The sequence below is a fragment of the Parabacteroides sp. AF48-14 genome (genome assembly GCF_003477465.1).
Classification (GTDB): domain Bacteria; phylum Bacteroidota; class Bacteroidia; order Bacteroidales; family Tannerellaceae; genus Parabacteroides; species Parabacteroides acidifaciens.
The window spans coordinates 18636-34472 of the sequence record NZ_QUDI01000050.1; the positions used below are offsets into that span (position 1 = coordinate 18636).

Below are 15837 nucleotides of genomic sequence, written 5' to 3' on the forward strand. Positions count from 1 at the left end.
ATAGAATGAAAATAGATAATCTTACAATCGATATTTTCCCGGACAGGCAGGCGATGGGAGGGCAGGCCGCAGCCGATGTTTCGGCGGTTATTCGGGAGTTGTTGGGGAGGAAAGCGGAGATCGGCATGATCTTCGCTGCCGCCCCCTCGCAAAACGAGTTCCTGTCGGCTCTGACAGCCGACTCTTCTATCCCCTGGAACCGGATCAACGCTTTCCACATGGACGAATACATCGGCCTTTCCCCGGATGCCCCGCAAGGCTTCGGCAATTTCCTGAAAGAACGTTTGTTCGACCGTGTCCCTTTCAAGGAAGTCTTCTATATTCCGAAAGAGACTGACGATCCACGCTCCGCCTGCGACGCGTATGCCCGCCTGTTAGCCGGTAAAGGCGTCGATATCGTCTGCATGGGGATCGGCGAAAACGGACATATCGCCTTCAACGACCCGCACGTGGCTGACTTCAATGATCCGTTGCCGGTGAAAGTCGTCGACCTCGACCCGCAATGCCGGGCGCAACAGGTGCACGACGGCTGCTTCGCCACCCTTGCCGATGTGCCGGCGCAGGCTTTTACCCTCACGATTCCCGTCTTGATGTCCGCCCCGTACACCTTCTGTATCGTGCCGGCACGGACGAAAGCGGAGGCAGTCCGTAATACGCTCTACGCCCCCGTCTGCGAGAAGTATCCTTCCACCATTCTCCGCCGCAAAGCGCATGCGCGGCTTTATCTGGATACCGATAGTGCTTCACTTTTAAACAACCATACGATATGAGACATAGAATGATAGGACTGTTACTGGTCCATTTGCTGGCCTGGGCCGGCCTTCAGGCGCAGGAAGTGATCCGTGTAGGCGTGATCGGACTCGACACGTCGCACTCCGAGGCCTTTATCCGCCTGTTGAACGCGGCCGATCCCGAACCCCAATATGCAGGCTTTAAGGTCGTAGCCGCTTATCCGTACGGCTCGAAGACGATCGAGTCAAGTGTGAAACGCATTCCCGAATATACGGAGGGAGCGAAGAAAAACGGTGTGAAGATCACCTCTTCGATAGCCGAACTGTTGCGGACGGTCGATTGCGTCCTGTTGGAGACCAACGACGGGACGCTTCATCTCGAGCAGGCGGCGGAAGTGATCAAAAGCGGCAAACCCCTGTTCCTCGATAAGCCGGTAGCCGCCACGTTGCCGGATGCGATCGCGATCTACCGTTTCGCCGCCGAGCGGGGCGTCCCGATCTTTTCCTCTTCTGCCCTCCGCTATTCTCCGAGGAACCAGGAGTTGCGGGCTGGCAAAGAGGGCAAAGTGGTCGGTGCCGACTGCTATTCGCCCTGTACAGAAGAACCTTCGCACGCCGGATTTTACTGGTATGGCATTCACGGCGTGGAAACACTTTATACGCTGATGGGGACAGGATGTGAAACCGTCTCCTGCGCCTCCACCGAAGGAACGGATGTCGCCACTGGCATCTGGAAAGACGGCCGCATCGGCACGTTCAGAGGCTTGCGCGAAGGCGCCCGTCCGTATGGCGGGACCGCTTTCTGCGAGAAGAAGATGTTCCCCGCCGGCGGTTACGAAGGCTACGGGCGACTGCTGGAAACGATCCTGACCTTCTTCAAGACCCGCGTATCGCCCGTCGACCCGTCGGAAACAATCGAAATATACACCTTCATGGAAGCCGCCAACGAAAGCAAGCGGCAGGGCGGCAAGCCCGTGAGCATGAAAGCCATATACGAGAAAGCCGCTAAAGAGGCTCCCGTTGTGCACTGAATTTAGGTAGAAAGTATTAACTTTGTCTTATTATTGCAGGTAAATGATGATTTATCGGTCTGTAGAGATGCACGGCCGTGCATCTCTACCCGTGCCGCAGGCTCTCTTTTGCCGTTCGTTTTAACGAACGGTTAAAAGAATTGGAGGCAAAGCCTCTTCCTTTGTGGACTTCAGTCCCTTTAATATAAGGACTGTCCTATTAATTTGAAAGGGATTAAAATCCACAGAGGAATCCGGCAAAGCCGGGGATTTATTCATCCGTCCGTTGAAACGGACGGCAAAAGAGAGCTTGAGGCACGAGTAGAAATGTACCGTTAAATCATCATTTACCCCTGAAGGTAAAACCTATAATTAATAATTCATGCAGATAATCCCCAAAGCTAATACACTAAGAAAAGGCGTACTTCTTTATCGGGGCATCCGTTACCGCAAGGGTTTCGGCGTCCATTCCCCTTTTGTCTTCAACCTGATTACGAAAGTGATCGAGGAACGTTGTCCCTATTACAGCTTCTACGATATCGAACTGATCCGTAAGCAGCTTCTTTTCCGCGACAATCGGATCACTTATCCCGATCGCCGGCAGAAAGGCCGGTTGCGCAGCCGTACGATCGGGCAGATCGTCGAGCGGGAAGCGATCCAGGCGAAACACGGCGCTTTGCTCTTTCGCCTGGCAAACTATTTCAAGTCCCGGCATATCCTTCAGTTCGGCCCTTCTATGGGCCTGTCTACCTTGTATCTGACTTCCTACTCGCCGGATGTGCGGTGTATCGCTTTGGAGACTGTCCCCGAGTTTGCCTCTATCGCCCGTATCGCTTTCGACAAAGCGGCGCGCAGCCCGATCGACTTGCGTGTCGGCAGCTATAAGGATTTACTGCCCGAAGCGCTGAAGGAGATGCCGCAGCTCGATTTCGTGTTTTTCAATACCCTGTATGAGCAGCAAAATAACCGTTGGCTGTTCGAAGAATGCCTGAAGCATGTGCACGGCGATACGGTCTTCGTCTTCGAAGGCATCAAGGCAAGCCGCAAGATGCGCGACTTCTGGCAGGAAATCTGCCGGCATCCGGAAGTGACCGTGACGATCGACCTCTATTCGATGGGGATCGTTTTCTTTAACAAGCGGCTGCATAAGAGGGATTATATTGTTTACTTCTGATATGGAAGTTGGGGTAATAACTCTTAACTTGCAACTATTTTAGGGGGCTTATTGTATAAAACGGATTTTTCAGTCTCGAAAGACATCCGGAATCCAATAAATGTCAACCCACTTTTCAGCCGTCAAAAAGGGACTTTTTCTTATGATCCGGAACCTTATCGCCATGAAGAGGGACTTTATCGCTCTGATCTGGAACTTTATTGCCCTGAAGTCGGACTTCATATAGCACGAAGTCAATCTTTAAAGCGATGAAGTGCCGGGTCAAGGCAATTTTCTGCGCACTTCACGGCAACAAGCTCCTAAAATTTTCTTTGGATATTTGGAACGCCGTCCGTTTTGTTTTGAAATATTCGATTCTCCGGGAGTTAAGCTTTATCACATTGTCGGCGTTTCCGCCTTTTCGACAATCAAATTGCACACTTTTTGGAATGGGCTCGGCACCTTTTTTTATAGAGTGTCGGCCGGGAAGGCTAAAACCATGAAAAGAGTCAATTCAAAATCGATCAAGATTTCGGACGAAATAGAAAAACGGCTGAAACAGGGGGTTATTGTATATTTCTTTTTTTATTAATACAAGGCTTTTTATTCCTAAATCGCCTTTCCCATCGAAATAAATAATCCGAATCCTTGCACAGCTCATAGATTCTGGCGAATATTGTACTCCTTTTTTGCAACATCCGGCGAGGATGTACGCTATATAATAAAGAACCAAGTTATTGTCATATGAAAAAGAGCATAATATACACCGGTACCGGTGATAAGGGGACCACTTCCCTGGTGGGTGGACAGCGCGTATCGAAGGCACACCAGCGTATTGAGAGTTACGGTACGGTCGACGAACTGAATTCGTTCATCGGTTTGTTGATCACTTCTTTGGAAGAACAGGCCGACCAGGATTTCTTGCTGTTCGTCCAGCACAAACTGTTTACAATCGGCTCCTATCTGGCAACCGACCAGGAGAACACCGAGCTGAAGGTGGAAAGCCGGGTGACACCGGAAACGATCACCCGCATCGAGAAGGAGATAGACCGCCTCGACAACGAACTGCCTAAGATGCGCAACTTCGTTTTGCCCGGAGGAAGCCGCTCGGCATCACTGGCGCATGTCTGCCGTACGGTCTGCCGGCGTGCCGAACGCCAGATTTACCGCTTGGCGGAGACGATACCTGTTGAAGAACCTGTTCTCGTTTTTATGAACAGACTGTCTGATTATCTGTTTGTTCTGGCGCGCAAGGAATGTCTGCGGAATAATGGCAAAGAAATTATTTGGGATTATACTTGCATCTAAAGAATATTGTTTTATTTTTGCGGAAAATTTGAGAACCTAACCACCGAGGTGGTTATTAATACTTGACAGCTATGTATTGGACATTAGAGTTAGCTTCAAAATTGGAAGACGCACCCTGGCCTGCAACCAAGGATGAATTGATTGACTATGCACAACGTTCAGGCGCTCCACTGGAAGTGATTGAAAATTTGCAGGAAATGGAAGATGAGGGTGAAATTTACGAATGTATGGAAGACATTTGGCCCGACTATCCAAGTAAAGAAGACTTTTTCTTCAACGAAGAAGAATATTAATGTGCGATAAACGCATACAGGCATGAAATAATAACGAGGTGGCAGGGCTATATCCCGCCGCCTCGTTTGCTTTATATACAATTTATTTGGATTTGTTCCGTTTCATGATATATGAAGAAATATCTCCTGCTTATTATTCTTTTAGTTACCAGTGTCACGGGGGTGCGGGCGCAATACGACTCGCAGCTAAGCCAGTATTTCATGGCGATGGGATACTATAACCCGGCGTATGCAGGTGTTTCGGGAGATTTGAACATGCTGGCTCTCTCACGCCTTCAGTGGATCGGGATAGAGGGAGCGCCAAAATCGTTTTTTATCAATGCGGATATGCCTTTGAAGTTAGGTAAGACCAATAACGGGGTGGGAGTGGTTATCTTTACCGAAGGGATCGGTCTGTTCCAGAATACGCATCTGAACTTGCAGTATGCCTACAAGCAGAAGTTGTTCGGGGGGACGTTGAGCGTCGGCATCCAGTTCGGGTTCGTGAACCAGTCGTTCGACGGCGAAAAGGTCTTTTATCCGACCAGCCAGTTCCACCAGCAACAGGACGAAGCGATCCCGCAGAAACAGGTGAACGGCATGGGGTTCGATATGAATGTCGGCCTTTATTACACGCATAAGAAGTTTTATGCCGGCTTGGGCGTCACGCACCTGAACAAAACGGAGATTGCTTTGGACGACTATTCTTCTATGTATCTCACCAGCACATATAATTTCACGGGCGGATACAATATTCAGTTTCGAAACCCGTTGTATGAATTACAGCCGTCTGTATTCCTGAAAACGGACATGCAGAGCTTTCAGGCGGATATTACCGCCCGGCTGGTATATAATAAGATGTTTAACGGAGGTTTTTCCTGGCGTGTGAATGAGTCGGTGATCCTGTTGTTAGGGGCGAAGATCGGAAGTTTTCAAGTGGGATATGCTTATGATTTTCCAACCACACCTATCTTTAAAGGGACGAGTGGAAGCCACGAGGTTGTGGTGAGCTACAAATTAAAGTTGAAGAAATCGAAGTCAGGAAAGAATAGACACAAAAGTGTACGTATATTATAGTATATGAAAAAAGTATTGTTAGTACTTGCGGCAGTAGCCTTGTTTACCTCATGTGGCAGAACCCTCTCCGGCGGCGGGGGTGAAGTGACAGGGGTACGATCGGTTGCGTTTAACGAACCGGCCCCTTACGGGATGGTTCTGATCAAAAGAGGCTCGTTCGAAATGGGACCCGCCGATAAGGATTCCCTGTGGGGGATCAACCCGGAAACGAAAGGCGTCTCTTTCGATGCTTTCTGGATGGATGAGACGGAGGTGACGAATGCCAAATACCGCCAGTTTGTGTATTGGGTGCGCGACTCCATCATCCGCGAACGCCTGGCCGACCCTGCATACGGCGGCAACGACCTGTTTAAGATTACCGAAGACAAATACGGCGAACCGGTTACTCCGCATCTGGACTGGAGCCGTCCGATCCCCTGGAAGCGCGCCAATGAAGACGAGATCCGGGCGATCGAGAGCGTCTACACCGTAAATCCGGTGACGGGCGAGAAGACGTTGGACCCGAAGCAGATGGTCTATAAATATGAGTGGTACGACTACACATCGGCCGCCCTGCGTAAACATAATCTGGACCCCGCCGCCCGTGTGCGCAATACCGATATACAGGTCGACCCGAACGAGGTGATCATGATCTCCAAAGATACGGCATACATTACGGAAGAAGGCGAGATCGTGAACGAAACCATTACCCGACAGTTGAGCGGTCCTTGGGATTTCCTGCATACCCGCATCGTGAATGTCTATCCGGATGAAAGCTGCTGGGTGAACGACTTTAACAATGCTTACAACGAACCTTATATGCGCATGTATTTCTCGCATCCCGGCTACGACGATTATCCTGTAGTGGGTGTTTCCTGGGAACAGGCTACCGCTTTCTGCGTATGGCGCACCGACTTGTTCAAGCAATCCTTGAACTTCCCTAACGGACAGGCGATCGAACCGTTCCGCCTGCCGACCGAAGGCGAGTGGGAATATGCAGCCCGTACAGGCAAGAACGAAAACAAATATCCCTGGGCCGGTGACGACTTGATGAACAGCAAAGGCTGTTTCCTCGGTAACTTCAAGCCCGGAAAAGGCAATTATACGGAAGACGGACATCTGATCACTTCACGTGTCGGTTCCTTCGCCCCGAACGAATTCGGCCTGTATGATATGGCGGGTAACGTGGCGGAATGGACTTCGACCTCTTATTCCGAATCCGGCCCGAGCCAGATGAGCGATATGAACCCCGACCTGCGCTATAACGCGGCTAAGGAAGACCCGTACGCGATGAAGAAGAAAGTCGTTCGCGGCGGTTCCTGGAAAGACGTGGCACAGTTCATCCGTTCGGATATGCGCACCTTCGAGTACCAGAACGAAACACGTTCTTACATCGGTTTCCGTTGCGCCCGTACACAGATCGGTTTCTCGAGAGGTAAAAGCAAGAAATAACAAAGAAATATACAATCATGGGAAAATATAGAAGATATAAGAACAGAGTCGAAATGTACCTCGCCAGCGAAAAGGGTAAGCGAGTGCTGAACTTCTGTTATAGCTGGGGTGCTTCCATCGTAATCATCGGCGCCCTGTTCAAATTATTACACTTGCCGTATGGTAACCAGATACTTTTTATCGCCATGACGGTCGAAGCGTTGGTATTCTTTATCTCCGCATTCGAACGTCCGAACAAGGAATACCACTGGGAAGAAGTGTTCCCCGTCTTGAAGTCTAAGAACCCGCTGGACCGTCCGGACTTTGCCAATAGTACGATCGCAGGCATGATGAATGCGGCGGATAATATAACGGATGATGAGGCCGGTAGCGGTCTGAACATCAGCATAGGCGGCAAGCCTGCTTCCGGCTTAGGTAACCTCGGCCTGGATGTGAGCGAGGAAGACACCAAGAATCTCTCCGACAGCATCAAGAAGCTGAGCGGCGCAGCCGAACAGATCTCCAAAATGGCGGAACTGACGGAAGCCACCCAGAAGTATCTGGAACAACTCTCCGGCATGTCCGAACACATGGAGCGTTTCAGCCAGGTGACCAGCTCGCTGACCAACGTGTCCGACACGCTGCTTAATTCCTATAAGAGCATCACGGACAACTCCGACGGCATCAACCAGAATTCACGCGGCTATGTGCAGCAGATGGAGATGCTGAACCGCAATATCTCCGGTCTGAACACAATCTACGAAATACAGCTGAAGAGCATCAGCTCGCAGATCGAATCGATCGAACATATCAACGGCGGCCTGAACCGTATCCGCGAAATGTACGACGGCTCTGTAGTCGACAGCTCTGTCTTCCGTAACGAAACGGAAAAGATGACGCGCCAGCTGGCTGAACTGAACCAGGTCTACAGCCGCCTGTTGCAGGCCATGACAGTCAATATGGGCTATCAACAACCTGCACAACCGCAGCCGCAGCAACCTGTTTACCAACAGCAGCCGCAGCAACAACAGCCGCAACCGCAGAATTACCAGCAGCCGTATCAGCAGCCGTACGGATACCAACAGCAGGCTCCGTATTCAAACAACCCAATGAAGTAATCGAATATGTCAGGAATAGCAAATAATCCCAATTCGCCCCGTCAGAAGATGATCAACCTGATGTATCTGGTGTTCATCGCTATGATGGCACTCAACGTGTCGTCGGAGGTGCTCGACGGTTTCGAACTGGTGGAAGACAGCTTGCGAACCTCTATCGATAATACTTCCAGCCGCAACGATATTGTCACTAATGAGCTGAAAGACTATTATCAGAGCAACCCCGAAAAGGTGCGCGAATGGTACGAAAAGGGTATGAAGGTGAAAGAAGCTTCCGATAGCCTGTACAACTATGTGCAGGACCTGAAGGTGCGTATCGCGCAGATTGCCGACGGTAAGAATGCCAATGTCAATAACATCGACCATAAGGACGACCTCGAAGCCGCTTCCCGCGTGATGCTCTCGCCTGTCTCGGGTGAAGGGAAGAACCTGCGTAAAAGCATCGAGGCCTATCGCATGATGTTGGGCGAGATGGTGGAAGACTCCGCCAAGACCCGCATTATCGAAGCAAGCCTGTCGACGACGGCGCCCCATAAGCCGGGAATCAACACCCGTACGTGGGAGGAAGCCTTGTTCGAGAATATGCCGGTAGCGGCAGCCGTCACCTTGTTGACGAAGATGCAGAGCGACATCCGCTATGCCGAAGGCGAAGTCTTGTCGAACCTGTTGAGCAGTGTCGATGTGCGCGACTATCGCGTGAACCAGATCACTGCACAGGTGATTCCGGAAAGCCAGATCGTGATGCGCGGCAGCCAGTATAGAGCCAATATCGTCCTCTCTGCCGTCGACTCGACCAAGCGTCCTTCCGTCTTTGTGAACGGCAAGGAGCTGCCTTACGATGCGAACGGCATGTTTACGGCTGTAGCCGGTACGCCGGGTACTTATCCGGTGAAAGGATATATCGAAATGCCGGGTAGCGACGGAAGCGTCATGCGCCGCGAGTTTGAAAGCGAATATTTCGTGACCGAGCCGAGTGCGACGGTTGCACCGGTCTTGATGAATGTATTATATGCAGGATATGTCAATCCGATCCGTATTGCTGTGCCGGGCGTACCGAGCAGTAATGTGACGGCCACGATGACAAACGGAACATTGACGCGTAAAGGCGACCTTTGGGAAGCGCGTCCTGCAACAGTCGGAACAGACGCTATCGTCTCTGTCCATGCCAAGATGGCGGACGGGCGCAGCGTAGAGATGGCGAAGACGACTTTCCGCGTTCGTCCCCTGCCGGACCCGATGCCTTTTATCGAGTATAAGGACCAGAACGGCAACGTCCGCAAATTCCGCGGCGGCCAGTTCTCCAAACGAAGCCTGCTGGAAGCCGACGGCATCCAGGCCGCTATCGACGACGACCTGCTGAACGTGCCGTTCAAGGTGTTGAGCTTCGAGCTGACCTTCTACGACTCGATGGGTAACATCATCCCGGAAGTCACGCAAGGCAGCCAGTTCTCACAACGCCAGAAAGACTATATTCGTCGCCTGGCAAGAGGCAAGCGCTTCTACATCACCCATGTGAAAGTGTTAGGTCCGGATAACAAAGAACGAACCATTCCGACCGTTGAAGTAATCGTAAATTAACGAACGTAGGGGCAGGTTCCAAACCCGCCCCCAAATAGATAAAGATATGAAACGTTTTTATTACATAGCAACCCTCGTTGCCGCCCTGTTCGCCTCCCTTCCCATGCAGGCGCAGGAGGAAGCCGGCAACGCGCAACAGCAACAGCAGAGACGTCGCGGTCCCGAAGCGAGTCGTGGCGCCCGTGCCGACGAGAATAAAGAAGGCGGCATGCCCGAGTTGACCGTGCGTGCACAGGATATGAACGAACGGATGACGCAGCACGTCGGCAACGCCCGTTGGATGCGTGTCATCTACCGCCAGATCGACTTGACGAAGGAGCAGAACGCGCCCCTTTACTATCCCACCCAGCCGATGAACGGACAGATGAACCTGTTCTCCATCATCTTCCAGCTGGTCTGCGAGGGTAAGCTCTCCGCCTATGAATACCTGGACGGCTACGAGGACTTCAGCGACAACCGCAAGCTCGACCTGAAAGTCATGCTCGACCGCTGCCGTATCTACTACGAAGAAACGGCGGGTGCCAATAACGAACCGGCCAGCTTTGTCGTGAACGAAAGCGACATCCCTTCCGGCGATGTGCGTTCCTACTATGTGAAGGAAGCCTGGTACTTCGACCAGAACAACTCCGTGTTCGATGTCAAGACACTGGCGATCTGCCCGATCCTGACGATCGTGGACGATATGGGACAGAACACGATGCCGATGTTCTGGATTCCGTACGAAGATCTCCGTCCCTACATCAACACCGCCTATATCATGACGTCTAACATCAACAACGCCATGACCTTCACGCTCGACGACTACTTCCGCCGTCGCATGTTCCAGGGCGATATCTTCAAGACGCAGAACCTGATGAACCAGCCTCTGCAAGCCTATTGTCCGACTCCCGACTCGCTGAAACGCGAACAGGAACGCATCGAGAACCAGCTCGTCACCTTCGAGAAGTCTCTCTACCTGCAACCTGACACCGCCCAGCTTGCCGCCGACACAAAAGGCAAAAAGACCAAAAGCGCAACCGTCTCCGCCCGCGGCCAGAAAACAGAAGCCGTCAAAGAAAGCAAGCAGAAGGAAGTCAAAGTAAAAGCCCCCAAAGCACAGAAGAGCGCCCCGGTCCGGAGTGTACGGCGTCGTCGGTAGTTGTTATTACGGATATTTGCTTATATTTGTAACATAATAACGAAGAAAGCAATGAAAACAACCTCCGAAATAGTAGAAATGCTACGTGACTTCAAAGCCCGTTCGGCCGAGAAGTATGGCATTGTCACCCTCGGCCTTTTCGGTTCTGTTGCACGTGGGGAACAAAGGGAAGGGAGTGACATTGATGTTTGCCTGAAGCTGCGTAAGACGAGTTATCATACCTTAATGGATATTAAGGAAGACCTCGAACAGCTATTCCATACGAAAGTAGACGTAATCACTTTGCACGACACAATGCGCGCATTGTTCCGGCATAATATCGAACAAGATGCAATCTTTATCTAAGGCAACGGCACTCGATATGCTTGAGTTCGTCAGCATGAGGACGAATTTAGCAATGACCTGTATGGAAGGTGTATCCGGTGCACAGGAACTATTATTGTCGAACGAAGGCATGAACTTGTTTGATGCAACCTGTATGCGGCTTCAGACCATAGGCGAGACTATGAAGAAACTTGATACCTTCACGGGAGGGAATCTCCTGAAATGTTACAAGGAAATCTTCTGGCGTGATATTTTCGGACTCCGTAATATTATCTCACATGATTACCTGGCGATAGACCCGGAGCTTATATTCGATGTCGTAAGTATAGAACTCCCTGTTCTGTCTCTCTCTTTGCAATCTATTATTTCAGATGTTAAAGCTGGGAAGCATGATAGCTTATTCCGCTAACCCCTGCAAAAACTCCTCCAACACCACCCCCGTCTCGACCAGTCCTAACCGTTTGCGCATGCGGCTGCGGGCTTTGTTGACGCCGGAGCGGGAGATGCCTAAGGTGAGGGCGATTTCATCGTTGTTCAGTTTCAGGAACAGGAGCATGGCGATCAGTTCGTCCATGCGGGTCAGGTCGGCACACCGGCTGTGCAGGGCCGGCAAATAGTCCGGGCAAACCGACTGGAAGCTCTGCCGGAAGTTCGCCACCTCGCTGGGGCCCGAGAGCGGTTTCGACAGTTTCGCATGCAGCTCGCTGATATCCCGCCGGCGCGATGCCTCCTTGAGTTCCTGTTCCCGTTCGCCCAAGACTTGCGAGAGCTTGGCATACTGCTCGTCCCGCGTATGCACCCCGTCCAAGAGAGAAGTAATCTGTGCTAAGCGCGCCTCGCTGACCCGGCGTAACAGCCGTTGCCGCTGCCGGAAATAGAGCCCGCCCGCCAACAGCAGGAACGCTAATGCCCCCGTCGACACCCATGCTAACGTCAACGTACGCCCTTTCAACGCCACCTCCGCCGTCAACGCGCGGTTCTCCTGCTCCTTGCGTCCCGTCTCGTAGCGCACGTTCGCACCGATAGCGGCGTTCAGTTTCTCTTCCCGGTTCAGCGAATCCGCCGCCGCCATAGCAGCAGGATATAACGCCGCCATTTCGCGCAACCGTCCTTCCCGTGCATACCAGTCGAGCAAGACGCGCGACGAGGCGGCATACTGCTCCTGCCAGTCCATCTGCGCCAACTCGCCCACCGCCTGCTCCATCAGCCGGATACCATGAGTCACCGAGCCCGAGGCAGCCAACACCTGTCCGTAGAGGAAACGCGCCGGCACCTTGTCCACCAGGCGCGCCGCCGTACTGTCGGCATAAAGCGCGGCTGCCTCCCGGAGTAGCTCCGGGGCGAGGCCCGTGTACGGCCCGCCGTCGGCTTCGCCGGCAGCCGAGAGTTGCAGCTCGATAGCCGTACGCCGGCAGATGTAAACCCGTGTCCGGTCGCCTGTCCGTCGGGCTACCTCCTCCGCCTTGGTGTTGTAGAAGAAAGCCGAATCCCATCGGTGCAATTCCGAGAAAGCTAACGAACGGAAGCGGCAAAGGTCGCTCAACAGGAAACTGTCCGCCGCTAAGGAACACTCCAACGCGTCGGCCGTCGTCTCGAGCGCCTTGTCGTTGAGACTGAACGAGCTGTAGAGCGCTGCCAGGTTGGCGTAGGCATAGACCGTCCCTTGTGTCGGCCGGGCGGCAAGCTTGCCGTGTCCCCCCTTGCCGCTCGTCCACCGTCCCCGCTCGATCGCTTCGATGAAGAGTTGGGCCGCCTTTTCATACTCCCCGTTGCGGCGGTAGTAGTAGCCGAGGAAACTCAGCACGTATGGCGCATCCTTCGTCCGTCCGCCCCGGCGCAGCGCCTCGACGGCGCGTTCCTGCATTGCGATGGCGGCCTGCGGCGTCCGGCTCCAATAGTTGTAGACGCGCGCCATGGCGTCGGCAGCGAAAAGCTCCTGCGCTAAGTCGTCGGCCGGCGGGGTGGCGGCAAAGGCATCTGCCAGGCGGAGGGCTCCCTCGCCGTCGTTCGCGGTGCTGTGGTTGAGCGCCGAGACAGCAGGCAGGAGCGGATGCATATAGCGCGAGAGGAACGGATGCCCGGAGGTGCGCAGGCTGTCGAAGAAAGCCGTCAGCGTCTCCGGCCGGCGACTGTCGTTGCCCGAACGCAGCAGGGCGAGGCAGAGGTTGGAGACGGCCTCCTTCAGCGTGTCCGGATTGCCCGCCGGATGTTCGGGTAGCTCGCGGAGCATGCGGCGCGAGAGGACGATGGCCGAGTCATATTGCCGTGTCTCATACAGCCGCGTGGCGGTACGGGCCGCCTCGGTGAGTTCGTCTTGTGCGAAGGCGCAGCAGGGGAGGGTAAGGAGCAAAAAGAGGAGTATGTGTTTCATGATACCGCGTTTTATGTCGTTTTCGGGGGTAAAGATAGGTATTTCATGCATTTGTCCCACGGTTTGTCCCACGCCTTTTTATGGCGGTAAGCAAAGTAAACCATACTTTTGCAGCGGTCGGGTGAAACAATTACCTGCCTGAATGTTGGTAAACCTGAAACCTTTCCCTATATTTGCCGTGCGAGTGCAGCAGAAGACCCGCAAGCCTGGAGCGCCGGTGCTTCCCTCTGCCCGCCCTCGGTTCATATTGATTTCGGAAAGCGTTTTAAGATATCATCTCTTGCCAATCGAACTTCGCAACTTTGATTCTTACTGGAGAGATGGTAGCAACAAACGCTCACGTGCATTGTTTGTATATAGGTGGCCCCCTCGGCCGTATATATAGGATAATGGCGTGAGTGCTGTTGCTTATCTTCAGTAAAGGTAATGCGAAGACCTGATTGGCAAGATAAGCGTAAACAGTAACTCACGCTTTTTTTGTGCCCGTATGTGTAGGGGCGGTTTCTCACCGGGGGTGAGGCTATACATAACAGGTGACGATGTGGTAACATAGCAGAGCCAGATGTGGTAAGTTCATAGAGCATGAAGTGGTAAGGTCACGGGCTGTGATTAAATAGCTAAAACTCTCCCCGACTGTCCGAGAACTTAGATATTTCGCTTTGAATAGCCCCCTAAAGGCTGTTTCTAAGGCTTTCATTGTGTTTTTCTAATTTTATTTTGGAGTTCCTTGTTTTTTACCGGTTGACATGAAGCTTAAAAGCAGCTTGTATAGTACACGCTGTATATGATTTATAAGGAATATCTTCTCTTACTGTTTTTATCAGAGTGAAGCTATTAGCGCAGGCACCCCCTTGAGGTTGATAGCACGTCGAAGGTTGTAGGAGAGACAGTACAGACTCATCTCGGCTCCAACTTTGGCAAATCCTTTCAGAAGGAAATAGTACTGGCCTAACGCTCGTTTGATTGTACCAAACGGGTGTTCGGACAAGCATTTCCGATTTTCCATTTTCTTCTGATCAAGATGAAGTACATAGCGGACCACTTTCTTTAAGACTGTAGTTCTTGGTTGTGTGGTGTTACACTCTTAATCTTTAGGTTCATGATTCCGACGACCATCAGCCGGTTTTATAAGGATATCCTTATAAAAGCCAGCCTCCTTGAATTTGGAAGTGGTGCACTTGTTCTTGCATCTTTTACATGCTAATTTATTGCAGTAACGGATATACCCATTACGCTTGACAGATTTCTGTCGAAGGATTTCCGCTTGTGGACAATACACCAGATTACGTTCGGTGTCCCTTACAAAAAAGCCTTCAAGAGCTTCCTTCCGCATCTCTTCAGGACTCATCTGGAGTATGTCGGAATCGGATGTCGATGTCATTCTTCTTCTGACTTCTGTTTTTTCCGCATCGGTCAAAATGCCTTTATAGGCATCGGGTATTACGCCTGCTTGCAGGCAAGCCGTCAGGTCCTCCGGTTTGTTGCTTGATTTTTGTTCGTCTGTAATTTCAGCTGCCAGATATTCAAACTCCACAACTTCACGACAGGAACCGTCACGCTGTATTACATTAGAGACGATTCCTGATGCAAGCGCCTCGGCATGGTCTTCGGGACATTCATACCCTTTGTCTGCCGTGGTTTTGAGTATTTCCACATTATAGTCATTTTTGACCTCTGTCACAACATTAGTGATCTGGCCATGGTTTGTAGGATAGGATTGTTGGTAATCTGAAAGCCGGCAATCATGTGACTGTCGGCATCAACCGCCGTCTGGACATTGTAGCCGACACAGAATCCCTCATTGGATTTCATGAGTCTTGCATCAGGATCAGTAAGGGAAATCTGCTTTTCGCCTGATTCCTCCAAGGTGTTGCGGTATTCTTCATAACGTTCCTTGCATGCCTCAAGCTTATGTTGAAGTTCATCTTTAGACAACTTGCGCTCTTCTTCCCGGCCAAACACATCAAGTTCCTCCATGTACAAGCTGATGTGCTCGTCCAAACGCCTGATGTGGTCATCCAATTTGTTAAGCGTAAAATTGTTGTCCTTGGCATTGAAACCATACTATAAAAGTGGGGTATCTTTATGGCTGCTACTGCTGACTTGTAGAATTATTGGGTTTTCGGACAGCCCCCCCCATTTCATGTTGCGAAGCATAAAAATCAAAGTCAGATAAGTTTGTTTTATCAAAGATAAAAGGCTTCCTTTGTGGTGTTGCCCGTTTTAAGAGATATCATAAACAGAGGGGGTGACGGATTGACCAAAGAAGCCTTGACTATACACAAGTAAAGCTTGGCTATTTGTAGTCCAGGCTTTTTTTATACATTGGAATCACAAACAATAAATAAAA

General features: G+C 51.5%; 16 protein-coding genes. 12 read left to right on the forward strand and 4 right to left on the reverse strand.

Features of this window, described 5'->3' with window-relative positions; genetic code table 11:
• Window positions 1-5 precede the first annotated feature (5 nt).
• The 12 genes from DW083_RS18770 to DW083_RS18830 all read left to right on the forward strand — a co-directional run bounded on the left by DW083_RS18770 (window position 6) and on the right by DW083_RS18830 (window position 11525).
• Window positions 6-770, forward strand: coding sequence for a glucosamine-6-phosphate deaminase (locus DW083_RS18770; protein ID WP_122333455.1), 765 nt, complete (start codon window positions 6-8; stop codon window positions 768-770).
• Window positions 767-1762, forward strand: a complete 996-nt coding sequence (locus DW083_RS18775; protein ID WP_122333456.1) for a Gfo/Idh/MocA family protein — start codon at window positions 767-769, stop codon at window positions 1760-1762. The genes DW083_RS18770 and DW083_RS18775 overlap by 4 nt, the downstream gene beginning before the upstream one ends.
• 361 nt (window positions 1763-2123) lie before the next feature.
• Window positions 2124-2915: an O-methyltransferase gene (locus DW083_RS18780; RefSeq protein ID WP_122333457.1), complete on the forward strand. Its 792-nt coding sequence runs from the start codon at window positions 2124-2126 to the stop codon at window positions 2913-2915.
• 723 nt (window positions 2916-3638) lie between these two features.
• Window positions 3639-4202 carry a cob(I)yrinic acid a,c-diamide adenosyltransferase gene (locus DW083_RS18790; RefSeq protein WP_122333459.1) on the forward strand — a complete coding sequence of 188 codons (564 nt, stop codon included), beginning with the start codon at window positions 3639-3641 and terminating at the stop codon, window positions 4200-4202.
• A 71-nt stretch (window positions 4203-4273) separates the two neighbouring features.
• On the forward strand, window positions 4274-4495 hold the full coding sequence (locus tag DW083_RS18795) for a DUF2795 domain-containing protein (protein WP_005633363.1): 222 nt from the start codon (window positions 4274-4276) through the stop codon (window positions 4493-4495).
• 111 nt (window positions 4496-4606) lie between these two features.
• Entirely contained in the window at window positions 4607-5551 is a 945-nt protein-coding gene (locus DW083_RS18800; protein ID WP_122333460.1) for a type IX secretion system membrane protein PorP/SprF, read from the forward strand.
• Between the two features lie 3 nt (window positions 5552-5554).
• On the forward strand, window positions 5555-6982 hold the full coding sequence (locus tag DW083_RS18805; RefSeq protein ID WP_122333461.1) for an SUMF1/EgtB/PvdO family nonheme iron enzyme: 1428 nt from the start codon (window positions 5555-5557) through the stop codon (window positions 6980-6982).
• Window positions 6983-6999: 17 nt separating this feature from the next.
• The gene (gene gldL, locus DW083_RS18810; RefSeq protein ID WP_233552289.1) at window positions 7000-8079 is read left to right on the forward strand and encodes a gliding motility protein GldL; all 1080 of its coding nucleotides are present in this window, start codon (window positions 7000-7002) and stop codon (window positions 8077-8079) included.
• A gap of 6 nt (window positions 8080-8085) precedes the next feature.
• A complete protein-coding gene (gldM, locus tag DW083_RS18815; protein WP_115499281.1) occupies window positions 8086-9654 on the forward strand; it encodes a gliding motility protein GldM in 1569 nt (522 codons plus the stop codon).
• A 46-nt stretch (window positions 9655-9700) separates the two neighbouring features.
• Complete coding sequence (gldN, locus tag DW083_RS18820) at window positions 9701-10792, forward strand: gliding motility protein GldN (protein WP_122333463.1); 1092 nt, start codon at window positions 9701-9703, stop codon at window positions 10790-10792.
• A gap of 51 nt (window positions 10793-10843) precedes the next feature.
• Window positions 10844-11137 (forward strand): nucleotidyltransferase family protein, encoded by a 294-nt coding sequence (locus DW083_RS18825; RefSeq protein ID WP_122333464.1) that lies wholly within the window; start codon window positions 10844-10846, stop codon window positions 11135-11137.
• Window positions 11121-11525, forward strand: coding sequence for a DUF86 domain-containing protein (locus tag DW083_RS18830; RefSeq protein WP_122333465.1), 405 nt, complete (start codon window positions 11121-11123; stop codon window positions 11523-11525). The genes DW083_RS18825 and DW083_RS18830 overlap by 17 nt, the downstream gene beginning before the upstream one ends.
• Here DW083_RS18830 and DW083_RS18835 read toward each other — a convergent pair.
• From DW083_RS18835 to DW083_RS23680, 4 genes are all read right to left on the reverse strand, one after another.
• A complete protein-coding gene (locus DW083_RS18835; RefSeq protein ID WP_147382164.1) occupies window positions 11514-13487 on the reverse strand; it encodes a hypothetical protein in 1974 nt (657 codons plus the stop codon). The two genes, DW083_RS18830 and DW083_RS18835, sit on opposite strands and share 12 nt — an antisense overlap.
• 820 nt (window positions 13488-14307) lie before the next feature.
• On the reverse strand, window positions 14308-14493 hold the full coding sequence (locus DW083_RS23675) for a transposase (RefSeq protein ID WP_122333467.1): 186 nt from the start codon (window positions 14491-14493) through the stop codon (window positions 14308-14310).
• Between the two features lie 78 nt (window positions 14494-14571).
• Window positions 14572-15141 carry a hypothetical protein gene (locus tag DW083_RS18845; protein WP_147382165.1) on the reverse strand — a complete coding sequence of 190 codons (570 nt, stop codon included), beginning with the start codon at window positions 15139-15141 and terminating at the stop codon, window positions 14572-14574.
• Between the two features lie 23 nt (window positions 15142-15164).
• Window positions 15165-15464: a hypothetical protein gene (locus DW083_RS23680; RefSeq protein ID WP_158582141.1), complete on the reverse strand. Its 300-nt coding sequence runs from the start codon at window positions 15462-15464 to the stop codon at window positions 15165-15167.
• Between the last annotated feature and the right edge of the window lie 373 nt (window positions 15465-15837).